Genomic DNA, 25,500 nt, shown 5'->3' with positions numbered 1-25,500 from the left:
AAAACCGGAATCTGAATCGAGCAATAGCTTCGCTCTGGCCCAGCGACGGGGGAAGACTAGAGTCAAAAACACGTTGATACGAACTGACGATTGGAGATTCAATTAGACGAAGACGTAGCCGTCGAATCGAAAAAACAGTCTACGTGGTGTCCGTATAGAGGGGTGATCTGTCAGAAACGACACCTAGAACAGCAAACTTTTAGGGTCACGGCGATATCCGGAAGCAATGGTTTCGCCTGGACCACCACCGGAACGTACGATAGCGGACGTCCAGGAGTTCTTCAGTCGAACCGATCAGCCATCGACGCCAGTGTTCACCGAGGAAGTCGCCGAGTCGCTCGAGTGGCCCCCTCAAACCGTCCGTCACTGTCTGGAGGCCCTCGCTGAGCGGGGCGAAATTCAGACCAAACAGGGAGGCGACTCGAGTCGGATCTGGTGGAAGGCTGAGGAAAACGCTAACGACCCACACCAGGACGAAGCGCAGTTCAGCGCCCTCGTGAGTGCGGTCAAAGATTACGCGATTTTCATGCTCGATCCCGAGGGGTCGGTCGTCACCTGGAACGAGGGAGCCGAGCAGATCAAGGGGTATTCCGAAGCGGAGATCACTGGCGAACACTTCTCGACGTTCTATACCGAGGACGATATCGCCGACGAGGTTCCCGATCGAAATCTCGAAACTGCAGCGACAGCGGGTCGTGTCGAGGACGAGGGGTGGCGGGTCCGCAAGGACGGCTCGAGGTTCTGGGCAAACGTCACGATCACTGCCATTCGCGACAGCGAGGGCACCCTTCGAGGATTTACCAAGGTCACGCGTGACATGACCGAGCGTCGCGAGTACGAACAGCAGCTAGAAGAGCAAGCTGAACGGCTCGAACAGCAGCGAGACGACTTCAAGCGGGAACTCGACGACGTCTTCGAGCGAATTGACGACGCGTTCTACGCGCTCGACGACGAGTTCCAGTTCGAGTACGTAAACGAGCGCGCCGAGGCGTTTTTCGCTACGTCGGAACGAGAACTTCTCGGGCGAAAACCCTGGGAGGTGCTCGACGTCGACGAATCCGACTCGCTCTTCGAGAAGTTCGAGACGACGATGGTCACCCAGGAACCGATGAGCTTCGAGCGGTACTCCGACCCACTGGGAATCTGGGCGATGGTCCGCGTATACCCCTCTGAGTCCGGTCTCTCCGTGTACTTCCGGGATATCACTGAGCGGAAGGAGCGCGAAAGAGAACTCGAACTGACGCGCGAACTCCTGGAGAAGGCCGAACGCATCGCGGACGTCGGCGGCTGGGAGATCGACACCGACACTCGAGAGGTGTTCTGGACCGACCACCTCTTCGAGATTCTGGCGATACCTGATGGCGACGAACCACCGCTGGACGAAGCCCTCGACGTCTACCACGAGGAGGATCGATCGATAATCGAGCACGCCGTCGAGGAAGCTCTCGACTCCGGCGAGTCGTTCGACGTGGAGGTTCGGTTCAGAACACCCGATGGCGAGGTACGCTGGCTTCACGTCAAGGGCGACCCCGACGTCGATGACGGAGAAGTCGTCTTGCTCCGTGGCGCAGTCCAGGACATCACCGAGCGAAAAGAACGAGAGTGGGAACTCCAGCGCATCCGAGACCGGATGGAGTTCGCTCTCAATGCTACCGATTCGGTCGTCTGGGACTGGGACGTCGATGACGACGAAGCGTCGTTCTATCCCTCCGCAGAATCACTCTATGGGACGACAGTCGAAACGTGGGAGGAGTTCGTCGACGTAATTCACCCGGACGATCGACAACGAGCACAACAGGGTATCGAGAAGGCTCTCGAAACAGGTGAGCCAAAGCACGAGGAGATTCGAATTATTCGAAACGGAAACGTACGGTGGATCGAAGCGCCTGGATACCCCGTACAGGATGATGACGGTTCGACTAGGGTGGTCGGTGTGGCTCGTGACATTACTGAACGAAAGACGTACGATCGCAAACTTCAGGAGTCGAACGAGCGCCTCGAGCAGTTCGCGTACGCGGTTTCTCACGACCTCCAGGAGCCGTTACGGATGGTCTCGAGTTATCTCCAGTTGATCGAGAATCGATATGCCGACGAGCTCGACGAGGACGGTGAGGAATTCATCGAGTTCGCGGTGGATGGTGCTGACCGGATGCGGTCGATGATCCAGGACTTACTGGAGTACTCCCGTATCCAGACGGAGGGCGATGCGTTCGAACCGGTGGAACTGGATGGAATTCTCGAGGACGTGTTGGCCGATCTCCAGTTTCAGATCGAAGAACACGACGCCGACGTCACGATTGCCGATCTCCCGGAGGTCGAGGGTGATGCGAGCCAGCTTCACCAGTTATTCCAGAATTTGCTCGATAACGCTATCGAATACAGCGGTGACGAACCGCCACGCGTTCACGTCTCGGCCACACGAGACGGTGACGAGTGGGTCGTGTCGGTCTGTGACGAGGGGATCGGCATCGATCCGGAAGACCAGGATCGAATTTTCGAGGTATTCCAGCGACTCCACACGCAGGAAGAATACGCCGGTACGGGTATCGGACTCGCACTATGTAAGCGAATCGTCGAACGCCACGGCGGCGACATCTGGGTCGATTCGGCGTTGGGTGAGGGAGCGACATTTTCGTTGTCGATTCCAGTACCGGACACTACTGGTTAGGTGCGAGATAAAGCAGTGTAGGTCCAGCGAGGAGGGGCTAACCAGTAGAGTTCACCGAATCGTACGGACACGAACCCCCATCGAGAGAAACGGCTTTTTACAGCGAGGACGCAGGCGTGTACATGGACGAGGATCTGTGGGGGCGATTTCGAGCGAACGCGACCGGAATCGCGTCGACGCTCGTCACTGGTCTCTGGCTCGGGTTGCTGGTCGGGGATATCGGCGGCGACCTGTGGCTCGCCGTGCTCATCGTCGGGTACGTTGGGATCGTTCCCGCGGTGTCGATGCTGTTCGACGACGATGGGGGCGAAGCAGACGGATTGGACGAAGTGGACGAAGCTGTCGAAGCTGACGATGCGGGCTGGCCGAACGTCCCCGGCGAAACGGACGAAACTGGCACAACTGGCACATCTGGCACATCTGGCACATCTGGCACAACCGCCACACACGAACCCAACCAACGACTACCCGGATCTCGAGCCCCGTCGTCAGAAGACCGGGCCAACGCGCTCGCGATGCTCCGAACCAGGTACGCCGCCGGCGAGTTGACCGACGCGCAGTTCGAACACAAACTCGAGCGCTTGCTCGAGGTCGAGACACTCGAGGACGCCGAGGTCTGGGGGCGCGAACGCGACGAATCGACAGAGGAGGGGTCGGAACCGGGCGAACGGGAGCGATCGCTCGAGCGCGAGTAGTCGTTCGTCCGACGAAAATCAGCACCGAGGTCAGTCCTCGGCCTCGCCAGGCTCGCCCGACCGGTTCGCTCCCGTTTCGTATCGCCTCGAGTCGCCAGAATCGGTTGCTCGTTCGTCACGGGTGCGTTCGGGCGGTCGCTCGAGCGCGTCGGGGTCGGGCCAGGTGACCCCCTCGACGAAGGGAACCCCGATGCGTTCCGCGGCGCGGGCGATCATGTGTGAGCCCGTCGGAATCGTCAGGAACAGAAAGAGGATGCCGACGAGCGCGGTCAGTCCTTCGGCGCCGGGACCGAAGTGGACGAAGCCGGCGAGGAAGATCGAGGCGGTCCCGAGGGTCGTCGGCTTGCTCGTCGCGTGCATCCGGTTGTAGACGTTAGGCAGTCGCAGGAGGCCGATGGTGCCGACGGTCAGGAAGAACGCCCCGACGACGACCAGGCCGATCACGAGGGCCGTTCGGATCACTCGATCACCTCCCCCTCGGTGAGGAACTTCGCGACGGCGACGGTTGCGATGAAGCCGATGATCGCCAGGACGAGGCTCACGGTGATGAACAGCCCGCGGTCGGTCAGCAGAGCCACGAGGACGGCGATGGCCACGACGTTTGTCGCGATGGCGTCGAGTCCGATGACGCGATCCGGTTCCGTCGGGCCACGGATGACGCGATAGCTCGCGAGTACGCACAGGATACCCGCGAGCACCAGTGCCGCACGGACAGTCGTCTCGAGTACGGCCGGCGGAGCGCTCGGTTGTGTGGCCGAGAGTACTTCGAGGAGGGTGGGATCAATCATGGTTCTCGCCTCCATCTTCGTGTTCGTGTTCGTCTTCGCCTTCGTGTTCGATCCTGTCGGCAGCCTCGAGTTCTTCTGCCTTCTCCTCCGCCGGCAGTTGGTTCACCGTCGAGGTCTCGTCGGCGCGCTCGTCGGGCGGAACCGGCGTGCTCGCCCGGGTGCCACCGGAGACGACAATGTCTCGCGTGGGATCCTCGGGACTCGCTCGCTCGTCGAAGATCACGAGTGCGTACTCCTCCCACGTCCTGATCGTTCTGGCGATCGTCTCCGGGTCGCGGCCATCGACCGCGTGAATGTAGAGCGCGTTCGTCTCGCTGTCGTAGTCGAGCGTGACGGTTCCCGGCGTGATCGAGACGCTGTTGGCGATGGTCGTGATCGCGAGGTCGGTCTCGACGCGCAGGGGGAACAGGAACACCTCCGGTTCGATCGGCATCGAGGGCGAGAGGACACGTTTCGTCACGTCGACGTTGGCCAGCATGATCTCCCAGATGAAGATCGCGAGGTACGAGAGGGCAGACGGAATCGCACGAACGCTCCGCGGGACGTCGATCCATTCGCCGTAGAGTCGACGGAAGACGAACGCGACGGGGAACCCGACGGCGAGTCCCAGAAGCAGTTGTCCGAGGACGGCAGACGGCGTCAGGGTGACGCCGCGGACGAACACCCACAGGAGCGCGAAGACGACACCGGCGAGGGGCCAGGTTCTGGTCCGCATCAGTGGTCACCCCCGGATCCCGTCGAGACCTCGTCGGCCGGATCGACGGCCTCGACGTAGGCGTCGGCGTCCAGCGCGGCCTCGGCCCCGGCCTCGGCGAAGGCGTAGACAGGCTCGAAACCGACGCCAACGCCAACGATTGCGAGAGCGAGCGCGAGGAGGACGGCCGCCTGCACGTGATCGGCCACCGCCGTCTCGACCGCCGTGGACTGCGGTCCCCAGAAGCTCCGCGTCCACAGGCGCGTCGCGTACACGAGCGACAGCACCGACCCGGCGACGACCACGACCACGAGCGCGCTCGAGGCCGTTCGCGCGGCGACGTCGAAGACGAGGAACTTCCCGAAGAAGCCCGACAGCGGCGGGATGCCGACGAGCGCGAGCAATCCGACGAAGAACGGTACCGCGAGCGACGGACTGCGCCCGGCGAGGCCGCCCAGTTCGGCGAGGCGACTCGTCCCCGTCGCGGTCCTGACCGCCCCGACCGCGAGAAAGAGCAACCCCTTTGCCAGGGTGTGATTGAGTGCGTAGACGAGCGCGGCGACGATGCCGAATGTTCGGAGCCCCGGGACCACCGCCGCGATGGCGACGGGGAGCGCGATGAACCCAACCTGGCCGATGCTCGAGTACGCCAGCACCGACTCGATGGAGCGGCCGCCGATGGCACCGAGTCCGCCGACGAAGATGCTCGCGATGGCCATAGCAAACAGCGCCGCGCCGACGAAGACGAGCGGCGAGTCGCCGGCCATCTCGAAGCCCGTGAACGGCACCGCGAGGGAGACGTCGACCGGCGCGTCGCCGACGACGGTGAACGATAGCCGGATGATCGCGTAGATACCGACCTTCTTCGTCGCTCCGGCCAGCAGGGCGGCGATCTGTGGCGGCGCGGCCTGGTACGCCGACGGAATCCAGAACTGGAAGGGGACGAGTCCCGCCTTGATGGCGAAGACCGCGAGCAGGAGGCCGAACAGACCGACGACCGGTACGGGGTCGATGCCGTAGGCCGCCGGTTCCGCGAGGCGCCTCGAGAGGTCGGCCATATTGAGCGACCCCGCCGTCGCGTACAGGCCGCCGACGCCGAGCAGGAAGACGGCACTTGCGACGAGGTTGAGGCTGACGTACCAGAACGCGGCCCTGGTCTGGAGCGCGTTGCCGTCGTAAGCGACGAAGAGGTAGCTGGCCATGAGCATCACTTCGAACCAGACGAACAGGTTGAACAGGTCGCCCGTGAGGAAGGCGCCGGTCACGCCCACCATCAGGAAGTGAAAAAGCGGGAAGTAGTACCGGTGGCGGTCGAGATCGGGCAACACGCGAATCGAGGAGAGCAGCGAGGCCATCCCGATCACGGCGACCATCGTCAGCATGAACGCCGAGAGACCGTCGACGACCAGCGTAATTCCGAAAGGGGCGACCCAGCCGCCGACCTGGTAGGTCGCGATCCCTGGTGCGTCGGGCGCGAGCACGATGTACCAGTCGATCGCCGCGACGGCGAGCAGGTACGCGAGCGCGCCGAGAACGCTGACGCCGATCCGGCCGCGGTGCCAGCGCCCAGAGAGCAGGCTGGCGACGGCGGTCACGAGGGCGATCAAGAGCGGAGCGACGACGAGGGTAGAAGCCGCTTCGGCCCCGATCGCCGCCGGTATCTGCGTCCAGGACGCGATCACACTCATCGCCGATCACCTGCCTCGTCCGCTTCGGCCAACTCGGCCAGCGCGAGCGTCCCGTGTTCCTGGTAGACCCGGTACGAGAGGAACAGGGCGAACGCCGTCATCCCGAAGCCGATGACGATGGCCGTCAACACGAGCGCCTGGACCAGCGGGTCGGTGACGCCCGATGGGGGTTCGCCATGGCCCGCCAGGACGGGGACTGCGTCGGGGCCAGCAGGGAGTATATTCCCCATCGCCAGCAGGTAGACGTTCGCCGCCTGGCTGAGCAGCGACAGTCCCCAGACGACGCGCACGAGGTCCTGCTGAAGGAGTAGGTACGTTCCGATGGCACACAGCGCGCCGACGACGGTCGCGACGACGATGGCGGTCATTCGTCTCCCACCACCGAGAGGATCGTCAGGAGGCCCCCGAGTACCACACAGAGAACTCCGAAGTCGAACGCCAGCGCGCTGGCAATCTCGACGTGGTGATAGATCGGGACCCCCTCGAACTCGCGGAACGTCTGGCTGAGGAACGGATAGCCGAGAGCCATGGGGATCAGCGCGCTGAGGACGGCGATCGCTAGCCCGTACTCGAACAGCCGGCGGTAAGCGAGGACGACGCGATCCCGCGAGGGAGGCGCGCCGGATTCGACCTCCCGCCCGAGGACGCCACGCTCGAGGAAGTCCAGGTCGAACGCGAGGTAGATGACGACGAAGGCGGTGGCCGCGAGGACGCCGCCGATGAACCCGCCCCCGGGGAGGTTGTGTCCCTCGACGAACAGCGACGCGGCGACGACGAGGATGATGGGGACGACGACGCGGGCAGTGGTCCGCATGATCACGGTGGTCACCGGTCGTCACCTCTCGAGTTGTCCGTATCCGTATCCGTATCCACATCCGTATCCGTATCCACATCCGTATCCGTATCCGTTCCTGTATCGTCAGTTTCCGTGTCCGTATCTGCGCCCGTCTCTGTGTCGCCAGTTTCCTCGTCTGCGTCCGTATCTCCGTCCATCCCCGTCTCACCAGTCGTCGTGTAGAACCCCTGCGCATCGCCCCCGAGTCCACGCTCGAGTATGTCGACATCGTCCGGATAGTCGTCAGCCTCGAGGCGTGCTCGCTTCGCCCGATCACCCGTACGTTCGGTGTTCGAGCGCATCGTGATCAGCGTCGAAATCGAGATGGCCGCGAGCACGACCACGACGAGTTCGCCGAGGGTGTCGAACCCGCGGAAGTCGACGAGGGTGACGTTGACGATGTTCGTCCCGCCGCCCTCCGGAACGGCCCACGCGACGTACTGTCGGGCGACGTCGGTGGTCCCGTCCGGACGGGCACCGGTCGTCACGAGTACCGTGACGAAGGCGGTGACGCCGACGACCGCCGAGAGGCCGATGTCCCGGATCTCACCCAGCAGCGATCGCCCGGTCTCGACGTACTCGGGAACTTCCTCGATGACGAGCAAGAAGAGCACCAGGATCAACGTCTCGACGACCAGCTGGGTCAGCGCGAGGTCGGGCGCGCTCGCCAGGATGTAGAAAATCGCCAGCATGAACCCGAGGATCGAGAGCGTCAGCACCCCGGAGACGTGGCTGCTGGCGAGGGCAACGGCGACGCTCGCTAGCACTGCAACGAGCAGGATCAGGGCGACCTCGAGGCGGACGTCCGTCCCGAGTTCGAACGGCGTGATCGCGCCGGTCGCGACGAAGCCGCCCAGGACGAGCGCGCAGATGCCGAGGAGCGTCCAGGTCGCGTACGTCCGGAGGAGACCGTTGTGAACGGTCGCGTCGAGCCGATGGGCTAGGACCTCGAGACCGTCGACGGTGCTGTCGTACCACCGCGACGGGTTGACAGCGCGCGTTCGAGCGATGAGTTCGATTGCTCCGCGGTGGAGTCGGTCGACGAACGGGAACAGGCCGACACCGAGGGCGATCGTCACCGCGCTCATGCCGACGGGAAGGCTGAGGGACGTGGGAAGTCCGACGTGCATCTCGTGGGGATCGGTCGCCGTCGCGTCGAAGCCCGCCTGGACGATCGCCTGGACCGCGAGGTCGGGGTCGACGCTGACGACGACGGCGAGCAGCGTCAGAACGGCCGGCGATGCGAGCAGCGGGATCGCCGGTCGGCCCGCGTGCTCGGGTGTGGAGAGGCTATCACCGAAGAAAATCGACAGGAACCGCAGCGAGTAGAGGACGGTGATCACGCTCCCGAAGACGGCGACCGCCGGGTAGACCCACTCCAGGACGCCGACGTCGTGGTGGGTGCCGACCTCGAGGACCGCCTCGAAGAGTAGTTCTTTCGAGTAGAAGCCGTTGAACGGCGGGATGCCGGCCATCGAGAGGGCGACGATGGTCGTCATCCCGGCCGTGATCGGCAGATGCTGACGGAGCCCTCCGAGTTCCGAGAGGTGCCTGGTCCCCATCTGGTGGGCGACGATGCCGGCGATGAGGAAGAGGGCGGCCTTGAACAGCGCGTGGTTGAGCAGGTGGAAGACACCCGTCTCGGCGCCCAGGTACGACGGGACGCCGAAGCCGGCGATCATCAGGCCGAGGTGGCTGGCCGTCGAGTACGCGAGCAGTTCCTTGATGTCCGTCGACGCCAGCGCCAGGACCGCACAGACGACCATGGTCGTCAGGCCGAGGGTCACGAACAGAAGGAGCCACTCGGAGCCGACGAAGATCGGTCGAACCCGACCGACGAAGTAGACGCCCACCTTGACCATCGTCGCGGAGTGCAAGAACGCGGAGACGGGCGTCGGCGCGGCCATGGCGTTCGGTAGCCAGAAGTGCAGCGGGACCTGCGCGGACTTCGTGGCCGCGCCGACGGCGATCAGGCCAAGAGCCGGGAGGAACAGCCCCCGTTCGCGGAGGCCCGCCTCCATCGCGTCGGGGTTCTCGAGCATCGCCGCGAGGTCGAACGCGGCAGTCGAGCCGATGACGTCACCGGCGACCAGCGAGAGGAGGAGGAGGCCGACCAGCAAGAACAGGCCGCCGCCGGCGGTGACGATCATGGCCATGCGGGCGGCCCGCGTCGAGCCCGGGTCCGACGTGTAGTAGCCGATCAGGAGGAACGACCAGACGCTCGTGAGTTCCCAGAAGACGAATATCGCGATCAGGTCGGCCGCCAGGGCAACGCCGATAATCGAGCCCATGAACGCGAGCAACGCCCCGTAGTACCGGCCCAGCCCGTCCGATCCGTGCACGTACGCCGACGAGTACGAGAAGACGAGCACGCCGATGCCGCTCGCGAGGAGGGCGAACAGCAACCCCCAGCCGTCGACGGTGAATCGGAGTGCGATATCGAGGGTGGGTATCCAGGATAGTTCGACCGTTCCTGGATCGGTCGTCGCCGTCTCGTACTGGGTGGCGAGCAGACCGAACGAACAGAGGGCGACGAGCGCGCCGACGTAGCCAGTCCGCACGCCAAGGAAACGAACCAGTATCGGGGCGAAGCCAGCTGCCAGAAAGGGAAGAAAAACCGCCGCAAGAACGACCGGCAGGTCGGGTGACATCTGATACGCCGACGATAGGACGAGGTCGTCCTTAAACGATTACCTTTCGTGTGTTTGGCGCGTATGTTCGGCACGTGTGTTCGGCGCGTAGTTTCCGGATTTTCGGACTCGAGGTCGAGAGCGCCGATTCGGACCCGGTTCGCCGTTCTCGGGAGTCCGACACGCTTATTCACGAACGGGCACCAGTACCTACCAGTGAGTACCGAGACGCCCGACCCGACCGACACCGACGCGTTCGAGCGCGCCTGTGAGGCGCTCGTCGAGCGCCTGCTCGAGGGCGACATCGAACGCGAGGAGGTCGAGAAGGCCAAATTAGAGGTCTGTTCGGACCACTCCTCACCGAAGGTGCCGAAGAACTCCGAACTCCTCGACTTCGCCCCGAGCGAACGCCGCGAGGACCTCGAGGGCCTCCTCCAGCGCAAGCCCGTCCGCACCGCCTCGGGCGTCTCCCCCGTCGCGATCATGACCAGTCCCGAACGCTGCCCGCACGGGAAGTGCCTCTACTGTCCCGGCGGGCCGGACTCGGAGTTCTCGAGTTCCCAGAGTTACACCGGCCAGGAACCCGCCGCCGCCCGCGGCGTCCAGAACGACTACGACCCCTACGGCCAGGTGACCCTGCGCCTCGAGCAGTTGCGCGAGATCGGTCACCCCGTCGACAAGGTCGAACTCATCCTGATGGGCGGGACGATGACCGCCCGCAGCCACGACTACCAGGAGTGGTTCGTCAAGCGCGCCCTCGAAGCGATGAACGACTACGACGTCGAGAAGGATCCCGAACCTGCCGAGGACGAGAGCTTTGCACAGAACAGCGAGGACTACGAGTTCCGCTACCTCGAAGACGTGATCGCCGAGAACGAGACCAACGACGTCCGCAACATCGGGACGACCTTCGAGACCAAGCCCGACTGGTGTGACCCCGAACAGATCGACCGGATGCTCGATCTAGGCGGGACGAAGGTCGAGGTCGGTGTCCAGACTACTTTCGAGCGCATCAACCGCGAGATGCACCGCGGCCACGGCACAAAGGATTCCATCGACGCCAACCAACGGCTCCGGGACTCCGCGTTCAAGGTCGGCTTTCACATGATGCCGGGCCAGCCAGGGATGAGCAAAGAGATGTGCCTCGAGGACTTCCGCGAGCTGTTCGAGTCGACCCAGTGGCGCCCGGACTACCTCAAGATCTACCCGACGCTCGTGGTGCGCGGGACGGCGACCTACGACTGGTGGCACAACGACGAGTACGAACCGCTGACGAACGAGGAGGCCGCCGACCTGGTCGCGGAAATCAAGGACATGATCCCCCGGTACACCCGCCTCCAGCGCGTCCAGCGCGACATTCCGGCGGACTTCATCGACGCCGGGGTCTGGAAATCGAACCTCCGTCAACTCGCCCGCCAGCGGATGGACGAGCACGGCTGGACCTGCGACTGCATCCGCTGTCGCGAAGTCGGCATGAACGAGGCCGAACCCGAGAAGATCGACCTCGACGTCATGACCTACGAGGTCTGTGGCGGCACCGAGCACTTCATCTCGGTCGAAGACTTCGAACAGGACCTGCTGATCGGCTTTTGCCGGCTCCGGTTTCCGAACTCGCCCGTGAGGCCGGAACTCGAGAACGCGGCTCTCGTGCGCGAACTGCACGTCTACGGCAGCGAAGTGTCGGTGGGCGACGCGAGCGAGGGCGACCAGCACCAACACCAGGGGTACGGCCGCCGGTTGATGACCCGCGCCGAGGAACTGGCGGTCGACGCGGGCTACGACAAGATCAGCGTCATCTCGGGCATCGGCGCGCGGGAGTACTACCGGAACAAGCTGGGGTACCACCAGGACGGGCCGTACGTGAGCAAGCGGTTCTAGCTGGTCGATTGTACAGCGTTCAGCGCCCAGCGTTCACCGTTCAGTGTTCAGCGCCCAGCGTTCAGCGCTCGAACCTGAACTCGAGCGCGTGCCGCCCGATTCTCGCTCTCGGGCGCGTGCCGTACTGACATTTATTAGCGCTCGCCGTCGAATCCACGTATGGCAATTCTCGTCGCCTACGACGGCTCGGACCCCGCCCAGGAGGCGGTCGAACACGCAGTTCGCAAACACGCCGACGAGGAGATTATCCTCTTGCGTATCGTCGAACTCGCCGACGGCTTCACGGGCGCCGGCTACAACCTCCTCAAAGAACAGTTCGAAGCGGACGAGGAGGCGCCGGAGGTTTCCGAAGAACTCCGACTGTTGCTCGACGAGGAAGACGTCGAGTTCCGGATCGAGACCGCCGTCGGCGACCCCGCTCGAGAGATTGTCGAGTTCGCCGAAGGCAACGCCGTCGATCACATCGTCGTCGGCAGCCACGGTCGGCAGGGTGTCTCGCGTGTGCTGCTCGGGAGCGTGGCCGAGAAGGTTGTTCGTCGAGCCCCGATGCCGGTCACCGTCGTTCGGTAAGTCGGTGAATCGACGAAAATTGGGGCAGCAAGTAGATTGTACTGGTACTATTAATTCTATACCATTGTTCTGTCAGTCGGTAATCCGCCACAGAGGCGAATCGATCGTTCTGACGGGTTCGACGCACGACCATCCACCGTCCAGGGTGCAGTCAACGGGACTCCACACCAGTAAGTTACTGTTCGGTCTCCGACTCGAGCCAGCCTATGACTTCTTCAGCAGGAACGAACCCGTCCGCACGGCGGGCGACGGGGTCGCCGTCGGCGAAGAGGACTAACAGGGGTACGCTCCGAACGTCGAATCGCTCGATCAGCGGCGGGTCGTCCCGCGGATTGATCGTGGCGATGGCGACGTCGGTCGCTCGAGCGACGCCCCCGAGGACGGGGACCATCGCGTCGCACATCGAACACCCCGCCGTGTAGAACTCGACCAGCGCCCGGTCGTGGTCCGCGACGAACGCCTCCAGGTCGGCCTCGTTCTTGAGAGCGACAGGGCGCGCCGAGCGTTCAGCAGCCTGGTCGCTCGTCTCGGCCGTCTCGCCTACGTCGGCCGTCGTCGGGTCAGTCATACCCGGAATTAGGCTCGAGGCTACGTCTGTCTTGTGCCGTGAGCATCGGGCGTTCGTCGGTCGGCGCCGACTCGAGTCCGACCGTCTCGTCGCGGCGACTTTCAGGCACTTTAATAGGGGTCGCTGAGTCCCAACGCTGTATGGAACGCGTTGACGTTGCGATCGTCGGCGGTGGGCCCGCGGGAGCGTCGGCGGCCGAACGGGCCGCCGCTCACGGCGCCGAGACGGTCCTGTTCGAACAGGGCGTCCCTCGAGAGGATCGAGAGGGCCTCGGCCCGGACTCGACCGACGCCGCGGGGATGCTCGACTACTGGATCGACATCATGGACTTCGACTACGAGGAGATTCCCGACGAGGTGATCCTCCGGGAACTCGAGGGCACGGAGTTCGTCGGCCCCACGACGAAAATCCGCCTCGAGACGACGGGCATGGAGGCCCGATACCCCAAGTTCGGCTACACCTTCCACCGCGCGCGGATGGACGACTGGCTCCACGAACGTGCCGCTGACGCGGGGGCCGACATGCGCGTCGGGACGGGCGTCAAGAACCTCGAGAGCGACCTCTCGGGGGAGCCCGTTCACACCCTGACGCTCTCGAACGGCGACGAACTCGAGGCGAGCCACGTCGTCCTCGCCGACGGGCCACAGCGCCGGATCACGCTGAACGCGCTGGATCAATTTCTGGTGGGCAAGAGCGTCTCCGACCACCTCTCGCCCCCGACGGCGAACCACATCGCCTACCAGCAGTACCGCGAATTCCCCGAGGAGCTGTTCGCCGAGTTCGAAGACACCCTCAAGTTCTGGTGGGGCTACATGCCCGGCGAGACCGCCTACCCGTGGATCTTCCCCAACGACGGCACCGTCGCCCGCGTCGGCCTGACGATGCCCATCGGGATGGACCTCGAGGACGTCGCCCACCCCGAATCGTACAAGCTTCTGAAACCGAGCGACGACGGGATTCCGAACGGCGCGGAGTACATCCGCCGTCTGCTCGAGCAAGAGTACGGTGACGAGTACGATATCGAGGAAGACATCCCGATCGTCGAGGATCGCGGGAAGTCGAAGGGAACCGAAACGTATCCAATTTCGTCGACGCGGCCGATCGAGTCCCCCGTAGGTGCGAACATCGCCGTCGCGGGCGGCGCGATGGGGACGACCTCGGCCTTCCACGAAGGCGGCTACCACGTCGCTGTTCGCACGGGCAAGATCGCCGGGCGACTGGCGGCGACGGACGGCCTCGCACACTACAACGAGGTCTGGAAGCGAGCGATCGGCGACGAAATCCTCCGGAACGTCGCGTTCGCGGACATCGTCAGAGACTACGAACCGGACGACTGGGACTGGGCGTTCGACGTCATCAGCGGGATGCAGGGCTCGAGCAGCGGCGACGGCTCCATCCTGGACAAGAAGTTCACGGCTGGCGTCGGCGGTGCGAAGATCCTGATGGCCTACAGGAGACGAAAGCTCAAGTACCGTAACGGGAAGTACGTCCAGTTGCGCGAGGACGAGTACGTCTACTGATTTCGGGGACCGACGAGATCGGGGCCTCGAATACACGTGCAGACGGTGACAGCCGGCCGCGAACGTCGTGAGCCGAACGAGAGACACCACGCTTTTTCACCTCCGGGACCGTTGCCTCGACCAGTATGACCGTCGAACACGACGTGTTACCGTTCGTCGACAACCTGGTGTACGAGCCCGAACAGGTCCACGACCACGGCGTCGACCTCACGGTGGCCGCCGTCTACGAGGTCGCCGGACCCGGCCGCCTGGACTTCGGCGGCGACGAGCTCGAGGACGCCGACCTCGAGCCGATCGGTACGGAGCCGCGAAACCCGGACGACGAGTACGAGTGGTGGACCCTCGAGGGCGGCCAGTACGTCATCCAGTACAACGAGTTCCTGACGGGTGCCGAGGACGACGGACCGCTGGTCCTCCAGCCCCGCCACGAGCTGCTGGCTCGAGGGGGGTCCCACCCGACCGTCCACGTGTTCTCCCACCTCCCGTTGCTCCCACTCTCGGTCCCGGCGGGCGGCATCCGGATCAAGGAAAACGCACGGGTCTCGACGCTGTTGGCACCCGGTTCGGACGAGGATTCGCGGGCCGGTAGGACCGACGCTTCCGAACCGGTCGACGCTCGAGGGGACGTGGATCGCTAAAGAGCGAGCGTTACGATTCCGCCGTTCGAGCCGCCTCCACCAACGCCTCCACTCGCTCCCGTGAAACGGGATTCGTCGTCTCCCCACCTTCTTTCAGCGCTGTCCCGACGATCGCCCCGTCCGCGCCCACCGCAAAGGCGTCGTCGATCGACTTGGGTGTGACGCCGCTGCCGACGAACACCGGTATCGGTACGTCCCGGTCGACCGTCGACAGCGCCTCGGCCACCCGCTCGAGGTCCTCGAGCGACGTCGTCTGTCCGGTTCCAGCCCCAGAGATGATTAGCCCGTCAGCCCGTCCACGGACCGCCGTCTCGAGGGCGGTCTGTGCCAGCCCCGCCTCCCCGAGAGGCGTCGCGTGTTTGACGTCCACGTCCGCGAGGATGGCCACGTCGGCCTCGAGCCGGTCTCGGAGCCGAACCGTCTCGTGTGCTCGTCCCTCGACGATCCCCTGATCCGTCGTCGCGGCGCCGACGTGGACGTTGACCCGGACGAACGACGCCCCCGCCGCGGCGGCGACCGAGAGAGCGGCCTCGGCGTCGTTTCGCAGGATGTTGACGCCGACCGGGACGTCGACCGCGCTCGTGATCGTCGTCGCCAGCGCACTCATCTCGGCGACGGTGTGGTTCGGCACCTCGTCGGGGTAGAACGGCGAGTCGCCGAAGTTCTCGACGACGATGCCGTCGACGCCGCCGGCCTCGAGCGTGGCGGCGTCCTCGAGCGCGCGAGTGCGAATCGCCTCGCGGCTTCCCTCGTAGCCCGGCGATCCAGGGAGCGCCGGAAGGTGGATCATCCCGCAGATTGGACGTTCCGTTCCGAAGGCGTCGTGATGATTCCAGTCCATACGCGTGGTGCTCGGGCGAACCGTATTACTGTTGGGAGGCTCGGTTCGCGTCTCGCGTTCCACGCGCTCGCGAATCCTCGATTGCGGCAAGGACGTCGCCCGTCGGGTCGGTTTTCCGCCTCGAGTCCGTCTTGTCGCTCGATGACGAACCTGTTCTCGCCACTGCGGCTTCGCGACCTCGAGATTCCCAACCGCATCGCCGTCTCCCCGATGTGCCAGTACTCCTCGCCGAACGACGGCCTGGCGCGGGAGTGGCATCGCGTCCACCTCGGCAGTCGGGCCGTCGGCGGGGCGGGGCTGGTGATGGCCGAGGCGACAGCCGTCGAGGAACGTGGGCGCATCTCGACGCACGACCTGGGCATCTGGAGCGACGCCCACGCGGAGGCGCTCGAGCCAGTCACCGCGTTCCTGAAATCGCAGGGCTCGGTTCCCGCGATCCAGCTCGCCCACGCCGGCCACAAGGCCAGCAAGAATCAGCCCTGGGAGGGGAACGTCCCCGTCCCGCTCGCAGACGGCGGCTGGGAAGTCCTGTCGCCCTCGCCCGAGGCGTACCCGTTCGAAAACGAGCCCGAAGAAATGCGCCGGGCCACCACGGAGGACGTCGAGGCCGTGATCGACGCCTTCCGCGAGAGTGCGAAACGATCGCTCGCGGCCGGTTTCGAGGTCGTGGAGGTCCACGCCGCCCACGGTTACTTGCTCCACCAGTTCCTCTCGCCGGTGACGAACCGCCGCGAGGACGACTATGGCGGCAGTTTCGAGAACCGGACCCGGATCGTCCGGGAGGCGACCGCCGCGGTACGAGAGGTGTGGCCCGACGACCGTCCCGTACTCGTCCGCATCTCTGGCACCGACTGGCTCCCCGACCGGGACTCGTGGGACCTCGAGCAGTCGAAGCGCCTCGCCCGGGACCTGGTGGATCTCGGCGTCGACCTGATAGACGTCAGTTCCGGCGGAATCCATCCCGACCAGCAGGGCCCGTCAGGGCCGAACTACCAGGTTCCGCTCGCGGAGGGCATCGACAAGGCAGTCGGCGACGACGTCGCGGTGGGTACAGTCGGCGGCATCACGCAGGCCGAGCAGGCCGACGCCCTCGTACGAAACGAGCGCGCCGATCTGGTGCTCGTCGCTCGGGAGTTCCTGCGCGATCCGTACTTCCCGCTCCGATGGGCCGACGACCTGGGGCTCGAGGGACCTGAGTGGCCGGTTCAGTACCGGCGGGCCGTCGGCAAGTGAGGTCACCCTCTCCACCCCTCAATCGGTCGGCTGACCGACCTCGAGTCCCTCCCGTGAGCCCTCGGTGATCGGGAACCCGTCGTCGCCTCGCGGGGCGTGAACCCGCTGGGGGAAGGGAATCTCGATTCCCTCCCGTTCGAATCGTTCCGTCACCGCCTGGATGGCCGCCGTCTGGGCATCGAGCTGGCGACGCCTCGTCGGATCACCGATCCAGAGCTGGAGTTCGAGCACGATCGCCGAATCGCCGAACCGTCTGGCGACGACCTGCGGATCCGGGCTCGTTCGGATCTCCTCGAGGTCTTCGATGGCGTCGACGACGACCGCTCGCGCCCGCTCGAGGTCGGTATCGTAGTCGACACCGATCTCGACGTCGACGCGAAGCTGGTCGTTCTCGGAGTAGTTGATCAACTGGCTGTCAGTGATCTCGTCGTTCGGCACCAGGACGTGTTTCTCGGTGAACGTCTGTATTTTCGTGGTGAAGATGGTCACGTCGGTGACGATCCCAGTCGTGTCGTTGACCTCGATCCAGTCGCCGACGCGAAACGGTCGCGAGAAGAGCAGGATGAATCCGGCGAGCATCGCGGCGAGCGTTTGACGGGCGGTGAGCGCGACGATCGCGGTGACCGCGCCGGCCCCGATGAAGATGTTGGTGAGGTCCACGCCCCAGATGGTGAGGATGATCGAGGCGGTCCCGAGAACGATCGCGACGTCGGTAACGTGGTAGGCGACTTCGCGCTGGTGGGTCGTGATCGCGCCGGTCTCGCTGAGTTTGTCGATCGAACGGTTGACGAACCGGATCGCCAGGTACGCGACGGCCACTAGCGCCACGGTAACGAGTTGGTGGGCGGCCGTGAATCGATCGACCTGAATCGTCTCGAGCGTGTACGCCAGGACGTAGGTGACGTGCCAGACGACGCTGAGCGCGTAGACGGAGGCGGCGACGAGTACACCCATTGCCGCAACGGTCGTCGCTTCGGCGACCTGGACGCCGTAGCGGCGTCGAAGGGAAGGGTAGCCCAGTCGGGCGAGCCAGAACCCGAGAACGACCCCGAGTACGATGCCGACGGTCGCCAGCACCTGCGCCTCGAGCGTCGAGAGGTACGTCTCCTGGATGGAGGGAAGCGGCGCCGGGCGAAGTGCCTGGAGCGGGCGGACAGCGGCGACCACGACCATATGGACGGCGCCTATGGTTTCGACGGCATAAGGAGCGCGGCCGGCAGTCTCAACGTCGGCGGCGACAGTGATGGGACGACGGTCCGAGACCCGATCAGTCGTCGGTCCACTTGATCGAACAGCCTCGAGCGGGTTGCCACTCGAGGTCGACGGACTCGCCGGCGATGACGGACTCGATCGCCTCCCGGATGTAGAATCGACTGGGGTCGTCGTCGGGGTTCGGCGCGTCGTCGAGACGACCCTGGTAGACCAGCCTGAACTCGCCGTCGTCACGCTCGAAGAGGAACGGATCGGGCGTGCAGACCGCGCCGTAGGCGCCCGCGACGGCCTGGGTCCGATCCCGGAGGTAGGCGTCGTAGGCGATCGTTCCGTCCTCGACGAGTTCTTGCATTCGGTCGAAGGAGTCCTCGGGGTACTCCTCGGCGTCGTTTGGGTTGATCCCGACGACCGCCACGTCGTCGTACTCGGCGGCGAGGTCGTTGAGCAGGCCGATCTTCGCCTTCGCGTACGGGCAGTGGTTGCAGGTGAAGACGACCAGCAGAGCCTCTGCATCGGCGAAGGACTCGAGCGTGTACGTCTCGCCGTCGACGCCCTCGAGTTCGAACGTCGGCGCGGGGTCGCCGGCCTCGAGTTCGCTCTCGGATTCTTTCATGACCATAGGGGAGTGTGCAACCGTATCCTCCTTAAGCGCCCCGTTCCCGAGTTCAGATGTCGAAGAAGATAAGCAGACCAAACAGCGTCACGGCGATGCCTATCGCGCGAGTGACCGCGACCTTCCAGTCGGCCGGCTCTACGCTGGACCAGGAGCGTTTGCTCCCGATGGAGTCCATCTGCTCTTCGAACCGCGCGAGTTTGTAGGGCCAGAGTGCTCCGGCGAGCCCGATTGCGATGACGAGCGTTCCCAGTATCGGGTTGACCATACCCGACCGTTCAGGTTTGCCGTCATATATTTTCTGATAGCTGTAGAGTGAGAGGATCGAAACTGGGCTCGAGGGCCAATTCCGCGGCCTCGCGGCCGTAACGGTAGGCTCGAGGCCGATGATCTTGCAAGGGAGATGCATTTGCGCGTCCTGCTCGCAGTAACAGTGTACGGAGGCACCCATGGTACGCCAGATCACCGCCGACCGACTCGCCGACATGATCGACGGGGACGAGTCGTTCACGCTCATCGACACGCGCCCGGAGGACAGTTTCGAAGGGTGGCACATTCGGGGGGCGAAGAACGTCCCCTTTGGGCCGAACGACGACCTCACGGAGCAACAACGAAACCGCATCGGTAACAGCGACGACGCAGGATCCATCGTCGCGATCTGCGGGAAAGGGCTCACCTCGACGTCGTTCAGTTTCGAACTCGAGACCATCGGGTACGACGACGTCAGCGTCGTGAAAGGTGGGATGGAAGACTGGTCCACGGTCTACGAGGTCGTCCCCATCGACACCGAGAGCGAGCAACTCGTAATCGTCCAGCTACAGCGGCGGGCGAAGGGCTGTCTCGGATACGTCGTCGGCTCGAGTGCGTCGAGGAGCGCCGCCGTCGTCGATCCCACCCGCCAGACGGACCGGTTCAAGGTCGTCGCCGAGGAGGCCGGCCTCACGATCGAGCGCGTCCTGGACACGCACGTCCACGCCGACCACGTCTCGGGTGGTCGAACGCTCGCCGACGAACTCGGCGTCTCCTACCACCTCGGGGAACGCGCGAGCGAGCGGGACGTCGAGTACGACTACGAACCGCTCGCCGATGGGGAGACGATCGACGTGGGCGGCGTGGAAATCGAAGTGCTCCACACGCCGGGGCACACGACGGAGATGCTGAACTACCTCGTCGACGGTGAGGCTGTCCTGACGGGGGACACGCTATTCGTCGAATCCGTGGGGCGGACGGAACTCCAGTTCGGCGACGAGGACGCCGCCGACGGCGCCGAGTTGCTCTACGACTCCCTCCAGGAGACGCTCCTCGAACTCCCCGAGGACACGCGCGTCCTGCCCGGCCACGTCTCGGTCTCGGCTGACGGCGTCTACGAGGTGGGCTCGCCGGGGGACCTGATCGAGGCCCGACTCGGTACGCTTCGGGACGAACTGGAGCTCTTGGGCCTCGAGAAGGAGGAGTTCGTGAGCCGTCTCGTCGACAACACGCCCGAGAAGCCGGCGAACTACGAGCGCGTCATCGAGATCAACACCGGCCAGTCGACGCTCGAGGACGAGCACGAGGCGACCGAACTCGAAATGGGGCCGAACAACTGCGCGGCCTGAATGTCGGTTCGCGACCCCGCAGCGGGTCGAACGACTGCGACGACCGAACCGATCGTGTGAACGGAGTCGGCAGTAGGCGATTTACGGTCGTGCTCGTCGAACGACGACTACGATGAGCGTACTCACGGAACTCACGATCCCTGCCGACGAGTTCGTCCTCGCGGATACGTTGATGGCGTCGCCGGACATGCACATCGAGATCAAGCGCGTCGTGGGCGGGAAATCCACCGTTACGCCCTACCTCTGGGCCTCCGGCGAGGGGTTCGACGCCTTCGAGAGAGACCTCCGGGACGACGACATGGTCCGGGAGGTCCTCATGCTCGAAGAGCAAGACGAACGGTCGAACGAGGACGGCACGGAGGAACGATTTTATCGAGTGACCTGGGAGATGGACGTTCCAAATCTCATCACGGCCGTCTCGGACGCGAAAGCGACCGTGCTCGAGGCGGTGAGCAACGAAGCACACCGATGGGAGGTGAAGATCCTCTTTCCCGGCGAGCAATCCCTCTCTGACTTTCACGACTATTGCGTCGAACACGGCTTTTCGTTCGAACCGCAACGCGTGTACCGCCCCGAAAACCCGGAAGAACAGGCGGAGTACGGCGTCACGGCCGAACAGCAGGAAGCGCTCGAGGCAGCCTATCACGCCGGATACTTCGACGTCCCCCGCGATCAGACGCTGGCGGAACTCGCGACCGACCTCGACATCTCGCGAAACGCGCTGTCCGCCCGCCTCCGACGAGGCCAACGAAACCTCCTCGCCAACACGCTCGTGCGCGGGAAGTGAACGACCGCTCACGACTCCAGTCCAGGCGGCGAGATGGGACCCAATATAAACACCGTGCGTACTACCACAACAGACCTTTCCACTCGCTTCTCCAAGAACGAGTCGGCGAAGGGAGTGGTATCATGGACACTATCGAACGATCCACAGCACCCGCCGCGGGGTGCACGGGGGGCGGTGCGGGGAACAGTCTTGCAACTATCGTTGAAATCAGGAGCGCGTGTCTACGAGAATGACAATTGACCACCACCAGAATTCATCAGCTGTCAGCCATCGTGTCGTGAACGCGGTCGCCAGGAAGGAGGGGATCGATCCGATCGATCTGGAACCGCTGTACCACGCGATCGATCCGGAAAGCCTCGACAGGCTGTTCTCGGTCGAGGCAGCGGCCGACGACCGGGCAGCCGACGAACTCACGTTTACGTTCGCCGGCTATCGGGTAACCGTCTCCGCCGACGGATCGGTCGACGTGGCTACGATCAGCGAAGATGGCGGGCAACCGAGTTCGATCGACCGCTCGGCCACACCGTCAGGCGAACCGAACACCCCCGATTGAGCGAGCATCGGCTCGACTGCCGGTATGACGAGATCGATCGGATGTCCTGGACGCTATCGAATTTCCCGATGGACCGCGCATTCCGACGGGTGCTATTTGGCACCAGTCCCGACTCGTCGAGATGTCGCTCTCGAGGCGACAAACGTGAAGAGATCTGCCTGGGCGAGCCGACTACTGAGTGATCGACTATCCTTCGGCGGGAGCCGTCGCTTCGACCTGCTCGTACTTGTCCTCGAACTCCTGGATGAGCTGGCCCATCTTCGCGTACCAGTCGTTGAGCAGGCGCTGCATGTCGCCGGCGATCTTCGACGGGTCGGTCGGCGAGTAGACGTGATAGTAGCCGCCCTGGTCGTAGTTGACCTGTTCTTTCTGGATGAAGCCCGTCTGGAGCAAGCGCTGGACGGCCCGGTAGGCCGTCGATCGCTCGCGGTCGACTGTCGCCGCGATCTCGTCGACGGTCAGCGGTTCCTCGGCTTCCACCAGCGCCTCGAAACACGCCCTGTCGAGTTGTTTGAGGCCGTGAAAGCACTCGAGGAGGCCCTCACAGACCATGTCTTGCTGGAGTTGTTCGGCCATCGAGTCAGGCATCAGTATCGTGAATACGTAGCGGCCGAGCCGTTAAAAGATTTGTGCATAGATCGCACAATTCCGTATCGAACGCCTGGAGACTGCCAGTTTGCGTGAGCCGTTCCACCGAAAACGCCATCGATCGTCAGCACAGTGGCGTCCGGCACAGCCGCCAGGGGACGCCCTTCAGGTGGAAGCCGAGGGTGCCCTCGGTACCGATGACCGCCATCAGTAGTCCCCGAACGACGCCACAGTCACTCGTCGTCCGCCTCCGCCCACGTTGCCGGCAGTCGTGCGTAGACCAGCGCATTGCCGACGAGCGTCTCGAGCGCCGTGTACTCGTCGACGGCGTGGACGGTGTCGGTTCCGAGCGCGAACTCGACCGTCGGAATGCCGGCGTTTCGGAGTCGCTTGGCGTCTCCGCCGCCGGTCGCGCTTCGTCGATACACGCGATCGCCGGTGACGGTTTCGGCCGTCGACGCCACCGCCTCGACGAGCGGGCTCTCGAGCGGTTCGGCCGTGCCGACGCTCCAGGAGACGTCCGTAATCGCGATTCCGTTACATTCGGCGACGCACGCTCGGATTGCAGCGAGTACATCGGGCGTGTGGACGCCAGCGATCAACCGAACGTCGATGTCCGCCCGGGCCGACTGGGGAACGCTGTTTATCGCATCGCCGCCCTCGATCGTTCCGAGATTAATCGACGGGTACGCGAAGAGGTCGCGGGCTGTCTCGGGACCCATGGTCGGCCCGTAGTACGCAACCGATTCCTCGATAATCGGTTCCATCGTATCGTCGATATCCAGTTCGGACGTGCCGAAGCGCTCCCGCAGGGTCGTGATCGCCCCGTAGAGTCGGTCGACCGCGTTCACGCCGAGGGGCGGACGCGACCCGTGGGCCGCTCGGCCGGTCGCTTCGAGTGTCAGCCAGATGCTGCCGCGGTCGGCGACCGTCACCGAGTGACGCCCCTTCTCGCACGTCGGTTCGCCGATGACGCAGGCGTCGGCCTCGAGAAAACCGCCTTCGAGCAGGGCGGGAAGCCCGGCGTCGCCGCCGACCTCTTCGTCGCTGACGAAGGCGAAGACGAGATCGATCGGCGGCTCGGTGTCCGTCTCGAGCAGCGCCCGGAGCGCGAACGCCATCGCGGCGACGGCCCCCTTCATGTCGGTCGCCCCGCGGCCGTAGATGCGGTCGCCGACGCGCTCCCCGAGAGGGTCGTGCATCCACTCGTCGGCGTTGTAGGGCACCGTGTCGAGGTGCCCGTTGAACAGCAGCGTTCGCGTCGAATCCACACCCGGAACCCGCACCAGAAGGTTGGGTTTCGCCGGATCGACGGCGACCCGCTCGAGATCGAGCGGGAGCGACGACAGCGACGTCTCGAGCACATCGACGATCTCGCGCGTGTCGCCCGGTGGATTCGACGTGTCGATCGCGAGCAACTCGAGCGCGATGTCGACCAGTTCGTCACGGTGGTCGCGGACGTACGTCTCGGGCGTGAGCGAGGGCATCACTCGAGTTTCCCGCCGAGGACTTTCGCTGCGGTGAGGATCGGATCCCAGACTGGACTGAACGGCGGGGCGTACGCCAGGTCTGCGTTCTGGAGGTCGGTAACGGTCATCCCCGCCTCGAGCGCCGTCGCCACGGTGTCGATGCGCTTTGCGCCCTCGCGACCGACGACGCTGCCGCCGAGCAACGTTCCATCTTCGCGGTCAGCGACCAGCGTGACCGTGAGATCCGCACCGCCGGGGTAGTAGTGGGCGCGCGTCGCCGCCGTGATGGTGACCGAGACGGGATCGAAGCCGGCCTCGCAGGCTCGCTCCTCGTCCAGGAGTCCCGTCCTGGCTGCCCCGAGGTCGAAGGCTTTCACGATGGCAGTCCCTGCGATTCCGCCGACGGGCGTCGGCGAACCAGTGACGGTCTCGCCGATCGCTCGGCCGGCGCGGTTGGCCGTCAGTGCGAGGGGTACGTGATCCGGCTCGCCCGTGACGACGTGGCGCGCTTCGGCGCAGTCGCCCGCCGCGTAGACGTTCTCGACGTTCGTTCGGCCGTACTCGTCGACCGCGATGGCGCCCGTTTCACCGACCTCGACGCCGGCGTCGGCCGCGAGTTCGACGTTTGGGGCCACTCCGACGCCAACGATGGCGACGTCGGCCGGTTCGTCGGCGTCCTCGAGGTGGACGCGCTCGACGCGGTCGTCACCCGAAAAGCCCGAGACGGCGGTATCGAGGTTGAGGGTGACGCTCTGCTCACGGAGGTGGTCTCCGACGACGTCGGCGACCGCCTCGCCGAAGGGCTGGAGGACGTGGGGGAGCATTTCGTAGAGGTCGACGGCGAGGCCGTGGGCCGAGAGTGCCTCGGCCATCTCGATCCCGACGTAGCCCCCGCCGACGATGGCGGCCGTCTCGAGGTCGTGCTCGCGCACGTAGCGTTCGATCGCGTCGGCCTCGTCCATGTCGTGGATCGTGAACACGCCCTCGAGGCCGAGCCTGTCGAAGGGCGGTTCGATCGCCCGCGCACCGACTGCGACCAGGAGGTGACCGTAAGGTTGCTCGAACGTGTCTCCGTCGGCCTCGACCACGACGACCTCGCGCTCGGGGTCGATCTCGACCACCTCGTGACCCGTCCGGAGGTCGATGTCCCGTTCATCGCGGAACGTCTCGGCGGTCATTGCGACGAGGTCCTCGAGATCCTCGACGTCGCCTTTGACGTAGTAGGGCATCCCGCAGGCGGCGTACGAGACCCACTCGCCCTTCTCGAAGACGATCACGTCCCGCTCGGAATCCTCGCGTTTCGCCTTGCTGGCGGCGCTCATTCCGGCCGCGTCTCCACCGATCACGACGAAGGGATCGCTCATACGAAACACTTCGGGCGGAGTCGACTAAAGTATTTCTCGAATTATGCAATACTGTTTTACCTCCCGCGTC

The 25,500-nt window shown here is 64.6% G+C and carries 25 protein-coding genes; 10 read left to right on the top strand and 15 right to left on the bottom strand.

The annotated features are described in order from the left end of the window. The first annotated feature begins 226 nt into the window (after positions 1-226). Together NGM15_RS00495 and NGM15_RS00490 are read left to right on the top strand one after the other, a co-directional pair. On the top strand, positions 227-2,668 hold the full coding sequence (locus NGM15_RS00495) for a PAS domain-containing sensor histidine kinase (protein WP_253433854.1): 2,442 nt from the start codon (positions 227-229) through the stop codon (positions 2,666-2,668). Between the two features lie 122 nt (positions 2,669-2,790). Then, positions 2,791-3,363, top strand: coding sequence for an SHOCT domain-containing protein (locus tag NGM15_RS00490; RefSeq protein WP_253433851.1), 573 nt, complete (start codon positions 2,791-2,793; stop codon positions 3,361-3,363). Between the two features lie 30 nt (positions 3,364-3,393). On the opposite strand, the gene mnhG is transcribed toward NGM15_RS00490, so the two are convergent. From mnhG to mbhE, 7 genes are read right to left on the bottom strand one after another with little or no spacing between them, the layout of a single operon-like run. Next, positions 3,394-3,825, bottom strand: coding sequence for a monovalent cation/H(+) antiporter subunit G (mnhG, locus tag NGM15_RS00485; RefSeq protein WP_253433849.1), 432 nt, complete (start codon positions 3,823-3,825; stop codon positions 3,394-3,396). Next, on the bottom strand, positions 3,822-4,151 hold the full coding sequence (locus tag NGM15_RS00480; protein WP_253433847.1) for an MrpF/PhaF family protein: 330 nt from the start codon (positions 4,149-4,151) through the stop codon (positions 3,822-3,824). Before NGM15_RS00480 ends, mnhG begins: the two co-directional genes overlap by 4 nt. Further along, positions 4,144-4,866 (bottom strand): Na+/H+ antiporter subunit E, encoded by a 723-nt coding sequence (locus tag NGM15_RS00475; RefSeq protein WP_253433844.1) that lies wholly within the window; start codon positions 4,864-4,866, stop codon positions 4,144-4,146. The genes NGM15_RS00480 and NGM15_RS00475 overlap by 8 nt, the downstream gene beginning before the upstream one ends. Continuing rightward, complete coding sequence (locus tag NGM15_RS00470; protein ID WP_253433841.1) at positions 4,866-6,533, bottom strand: complex I subunit 5 family protein; 1,668 nt, start codon at positions 6,531-6,533, stop codon at positions 4,866-4,868. Before NGM15_RS00470 ends, NGM15_RS00475 begins: the two co-directional genes overlap by 1 nt. Next, complete coding sequence (locus tag NGM15_RS00465) at positions 6,530-6,901, bottom strand: sodium:proton antiporter (RefSeq protein ID WP_253433838.1); 372 nt, start codon at positions 6,899-6,901, stop codon at positions 6,530-6,532. The genes NGM15_RS00470 and NGM15_RS00465 overlap by 4 nt, the downstream gene beginning before the upstream one ends. Beyond that, positions 6,898-7,362: an MnhB domain-containing protein gene (locus tag NGM15_RS00460; RefSeq protein ID WP_253433836.1), complete on the bottom strand. Its 465-nt coding sequence runs from the start codon at positions 7,360-7,362 to the stop codon at positions 6,898-6,900. The genes NGM15_RS00465 and NGM15_RS00460 overlap by 4 nt, the downstream gene beginning before the upstream one ends. Further along, a complete protein-coding gene (gene mbhE, locus NGM15_RS00455; protein ID WP_253433833.1) occupies positions 7,359-10,019 on the bottom strand; it encodes a hydrogen gas-evolving membrane-bound hydrogenase subunit E in 2,661 nt (886 codons plus the stop codon). Before mbhE ends, NGM15_RS00460 begins: the two co-directional genes overlap by 4 nt. 195 nt (positions 10,020-10,214) lie before the next feature. On the opposite strand from mbhE, the gene NGM15_RS00450 reads away from it, so the two are divergent. Further along, entirely contained in the window at positions 10,215-11,876 is a 1,662-nt protein-coding gene (locus NGM15_RS00450; RefSeq protein WP_253433830.1) for a tRNA uridine(34) 5-carboxymethylaminomethyl modification radical SAM/GNAT enzyme Elp3, read from the top strand. A 159-nt stretch (positions 11,877-12,035) separates the two neighbouring features. Further along, positions 12,036-12,446, top strand: coding sequence for a universal stress protein (locus tag NGM15_RS00445; RefSeq protein WP_253433828.1), 411 nt, complete (start codon positions 12,036-12,038; stop codon positions 12,444-12,446). A gap of 175 nt (positions 12,447-12,621) precedes the next feature. On the opposite strand, the gene NGM15_RS00440 is transcribed toward NGM15_RS00445, so the two are convergent. After that, positions 12,622-13,014: a thioredoxin family protein gene (locus tag NGM15_RS00440; protein WP_253433825.1), complete on the bottom strand. Its 393-nt coding sequence runs from the start codon at positions 13,012-13,014 to the stop codon at positions 12,622-12,624. Positions 13,015-13,154: 140 nt separating this feature from the next. Between NGM15_RS00440 and NGM15_RS00435 the strand changes: the two genes are divergently transcribed. Both NGM15_RS00435 and NGM15_RS00430 read left to right on the top strand, forming a co-directional pair. Next, positions 13,155-14,534 (top strand): NAD(P)/FAD-dependent oxidoreductase, encoded by a 1,380-nt coding sequence (locus tag NGM15_RS00435; RefSeq protein ID WP_253433822.1) that lies wholly within the window; start codon positions 13,155-13,157, stop codon positions 14,532-14,534. A 125-nt stretch (positions 14,535-14,659) separates the two neighbouring features. After that, on the top strand, positions 14,660-15,172 hold the full coding sequence (locus NGM15_RS00430; protein ID WP_253433819.1) for a dCTP deaminase/dUTPase family protein: 513 nt from the start codon (positions 14,660-14,662) through the stop codon (positions 15,170-15,172). 10 nt (positions 15,173-15,182) lie between these two features. Here the strand turns inward: NGM15_RS00430 and NGM15_RS00425 are convergent, their stop codons facing one another. Next, the gene (locus NGM15_RS00425; protein ID WP_253433816.1) at positions 15,183-16,013 is read right to left on the bottom strand and encodes a BtpA/SgcQ family protein; all 831 of its coding nucleotides are present in this window, start codon (positions 16,011-16,013) and stop codon (positions 15,183-15,185) included. Between the two features lie 141 nt (positions 16,014-16,154). Between NGM15_RS00425 and NGM15_RS00420 the strand changes: the two genes are divergently transcribed. Continuing rightward, on the top strand, positions 16,155-17,246 hold the full coding sequence (locus tag NGM15_RS00420; protein ID WP_253433813.1) for an NADH:flavin oxidoreductase/NADH oxidase: 1,092 nt from the start codon (positions 16,155-16,157) through the stop codon (positions 17,244-17,246). Between the two features lie 18 nt (positions 17,247-17,264). Here NGM15_RS00420 and NGM15_RS00415 read toward each other — a convergent pair whose 3' ends face one another. From NGM15_RS00415 to NGM15_RS00405, 3 genes are all read right to left on the bottom strand, one after another. Further along, complete coding sequence (locus tag NGM15_RS00415) at positions 17,265-18,419, bottom strand: mechanosensitive ion channel family protein (protein ID WP_253433810.1); 1,155 nt, start codon at positions 18,417-18,419, stop codon at positions 17,265-17,267. Between the two features lie 94 nt (positions 18,420-18,513). After that, a complete protein-coding gene (locus NGM15_RS00410) occupies positions 18,514-19,077 on the bottom strand; it encodes a thioredoxin family protein (protein ID WP_253433807.1) in 564 nt (187 codons plus the stop codon). A 46-nt stretch (positions 19,078-19,123) separates the two neighbouring features. Further along, positions 19,124-19,339, bottom strand: coding sequence for a DUF6199 family natural product biosynthesis protein (locus NGM15_RS00405; protein ID WP_253433804.1), 216 nt, complete (start codon positions 19,337-19,339; stop codon positions 19,124-19,126). Between the two features lie 181 nt (positions 19,340-19,520). Between NGM15_RS00405 and NGM15_RS00400 the strand changes: the two genes are divergently transcribed. The 3 genes from NGM15_RS00400 to ddfA all read left to right on the top strand — a co-directional run bounded on the left by NGM15_RS00400 (position 19,521) and on the right by ddfA (position 22,009). After that, positions 19,521-20,669: an MBL fold metallo-hydrolase gene (locus tag NGM15_RS00400; RefSeq protein WP_253433801.1), complete on the top strand. Its 1,149-nt coding sequence runs from the start codon at positions 19,521-19,523 to the stop codon at positions 20,667-20,669. A 112-nt stretch (positions 20,670-20,781) separates the two neighbouring features. Next, positions 20,782-21,456 carry a helix-turn-helix domain-containing protein gene (locus tag NGM15_RS00395; protein ID WP_253433797.1) on the top strand — a complete coding sequence of 225 codons (675 nt, stop codon included), beginning with the start codon at positions 20,782-20,784 and terminating at the stop codon, positions 21,454-21,456. Between the two features lie 229 nt (positions 21,457-21,685). Continuing rightward, the gene (gene ddfA / locus NGM15_RS00390) at positions 21,686-22,009 is read left to right on the top strand and encodes a DdfA family disk-determining factor (protein ID WP_253433795.1); all 324 of its coding nucleotides are present in this window, start codon (positions 21,686-21,688) and stop codon (positions 22,007-22,009) included. A gap of 186 nt (positions 22,010-22,195) precedes the next feature. Here ddfA and NGM15_RS00385 read toward each other — a convergent pair whose 3' ends face one another. The 3 genes from NGM15_RS00385 to NGM15_RS00375 form a co-directional block, all read right to left on the bottom strand. After that, entirely contained in the window at positions 22,196-22,597 is a 402-nt protein-coding gene (locus tag NGM15_RS00385) for a helix-turn-helix domain-containing protein (protein WP_253433792.1), read from the bottom strand. 233 nt (positions 22,598-22,830) lie between these two features. Further along, entirely contained in the window at positions 22,831-24,084 is a 1,254-nt protein-coding gene (locus NGM15_RS00380) for a M20 family metallopeptidase (RefSeq protein ID WP_253433789.1), read from the bottom strand. Further along, the gene (locus NGM15_RS00375) at positions 24,084-25,430 is read right to left on the bottom strand and encodes an FAD-dependent oxidoreductase (protein WP_253433787.1); all 1,347 of its coding nucleotides are present in this window, start codon (positions 25,428-25,430) and stop codon (positions 24,084-24,086) included. Before NGM15_RS00375 ends, NGM15_RS00380 begins: the two co-directional genes overlap by 1 nt. Positions 25,431-25,500: the final 70 nt, after the last annotated feature.

It is taken from the genome of Natronosalvus halobius (assembly GCF_024138145.1).
GTDB classification, from domain to species: domain Archaea; phylum Halobacteriota; class Halobacteria; order Halobacteriales; family Natrialbaceae; genus Natronosalvus; species Natronosalvus halobius.
This window is presented reverse-complemented; position numbering and strand designations above follow the sequence as displayed.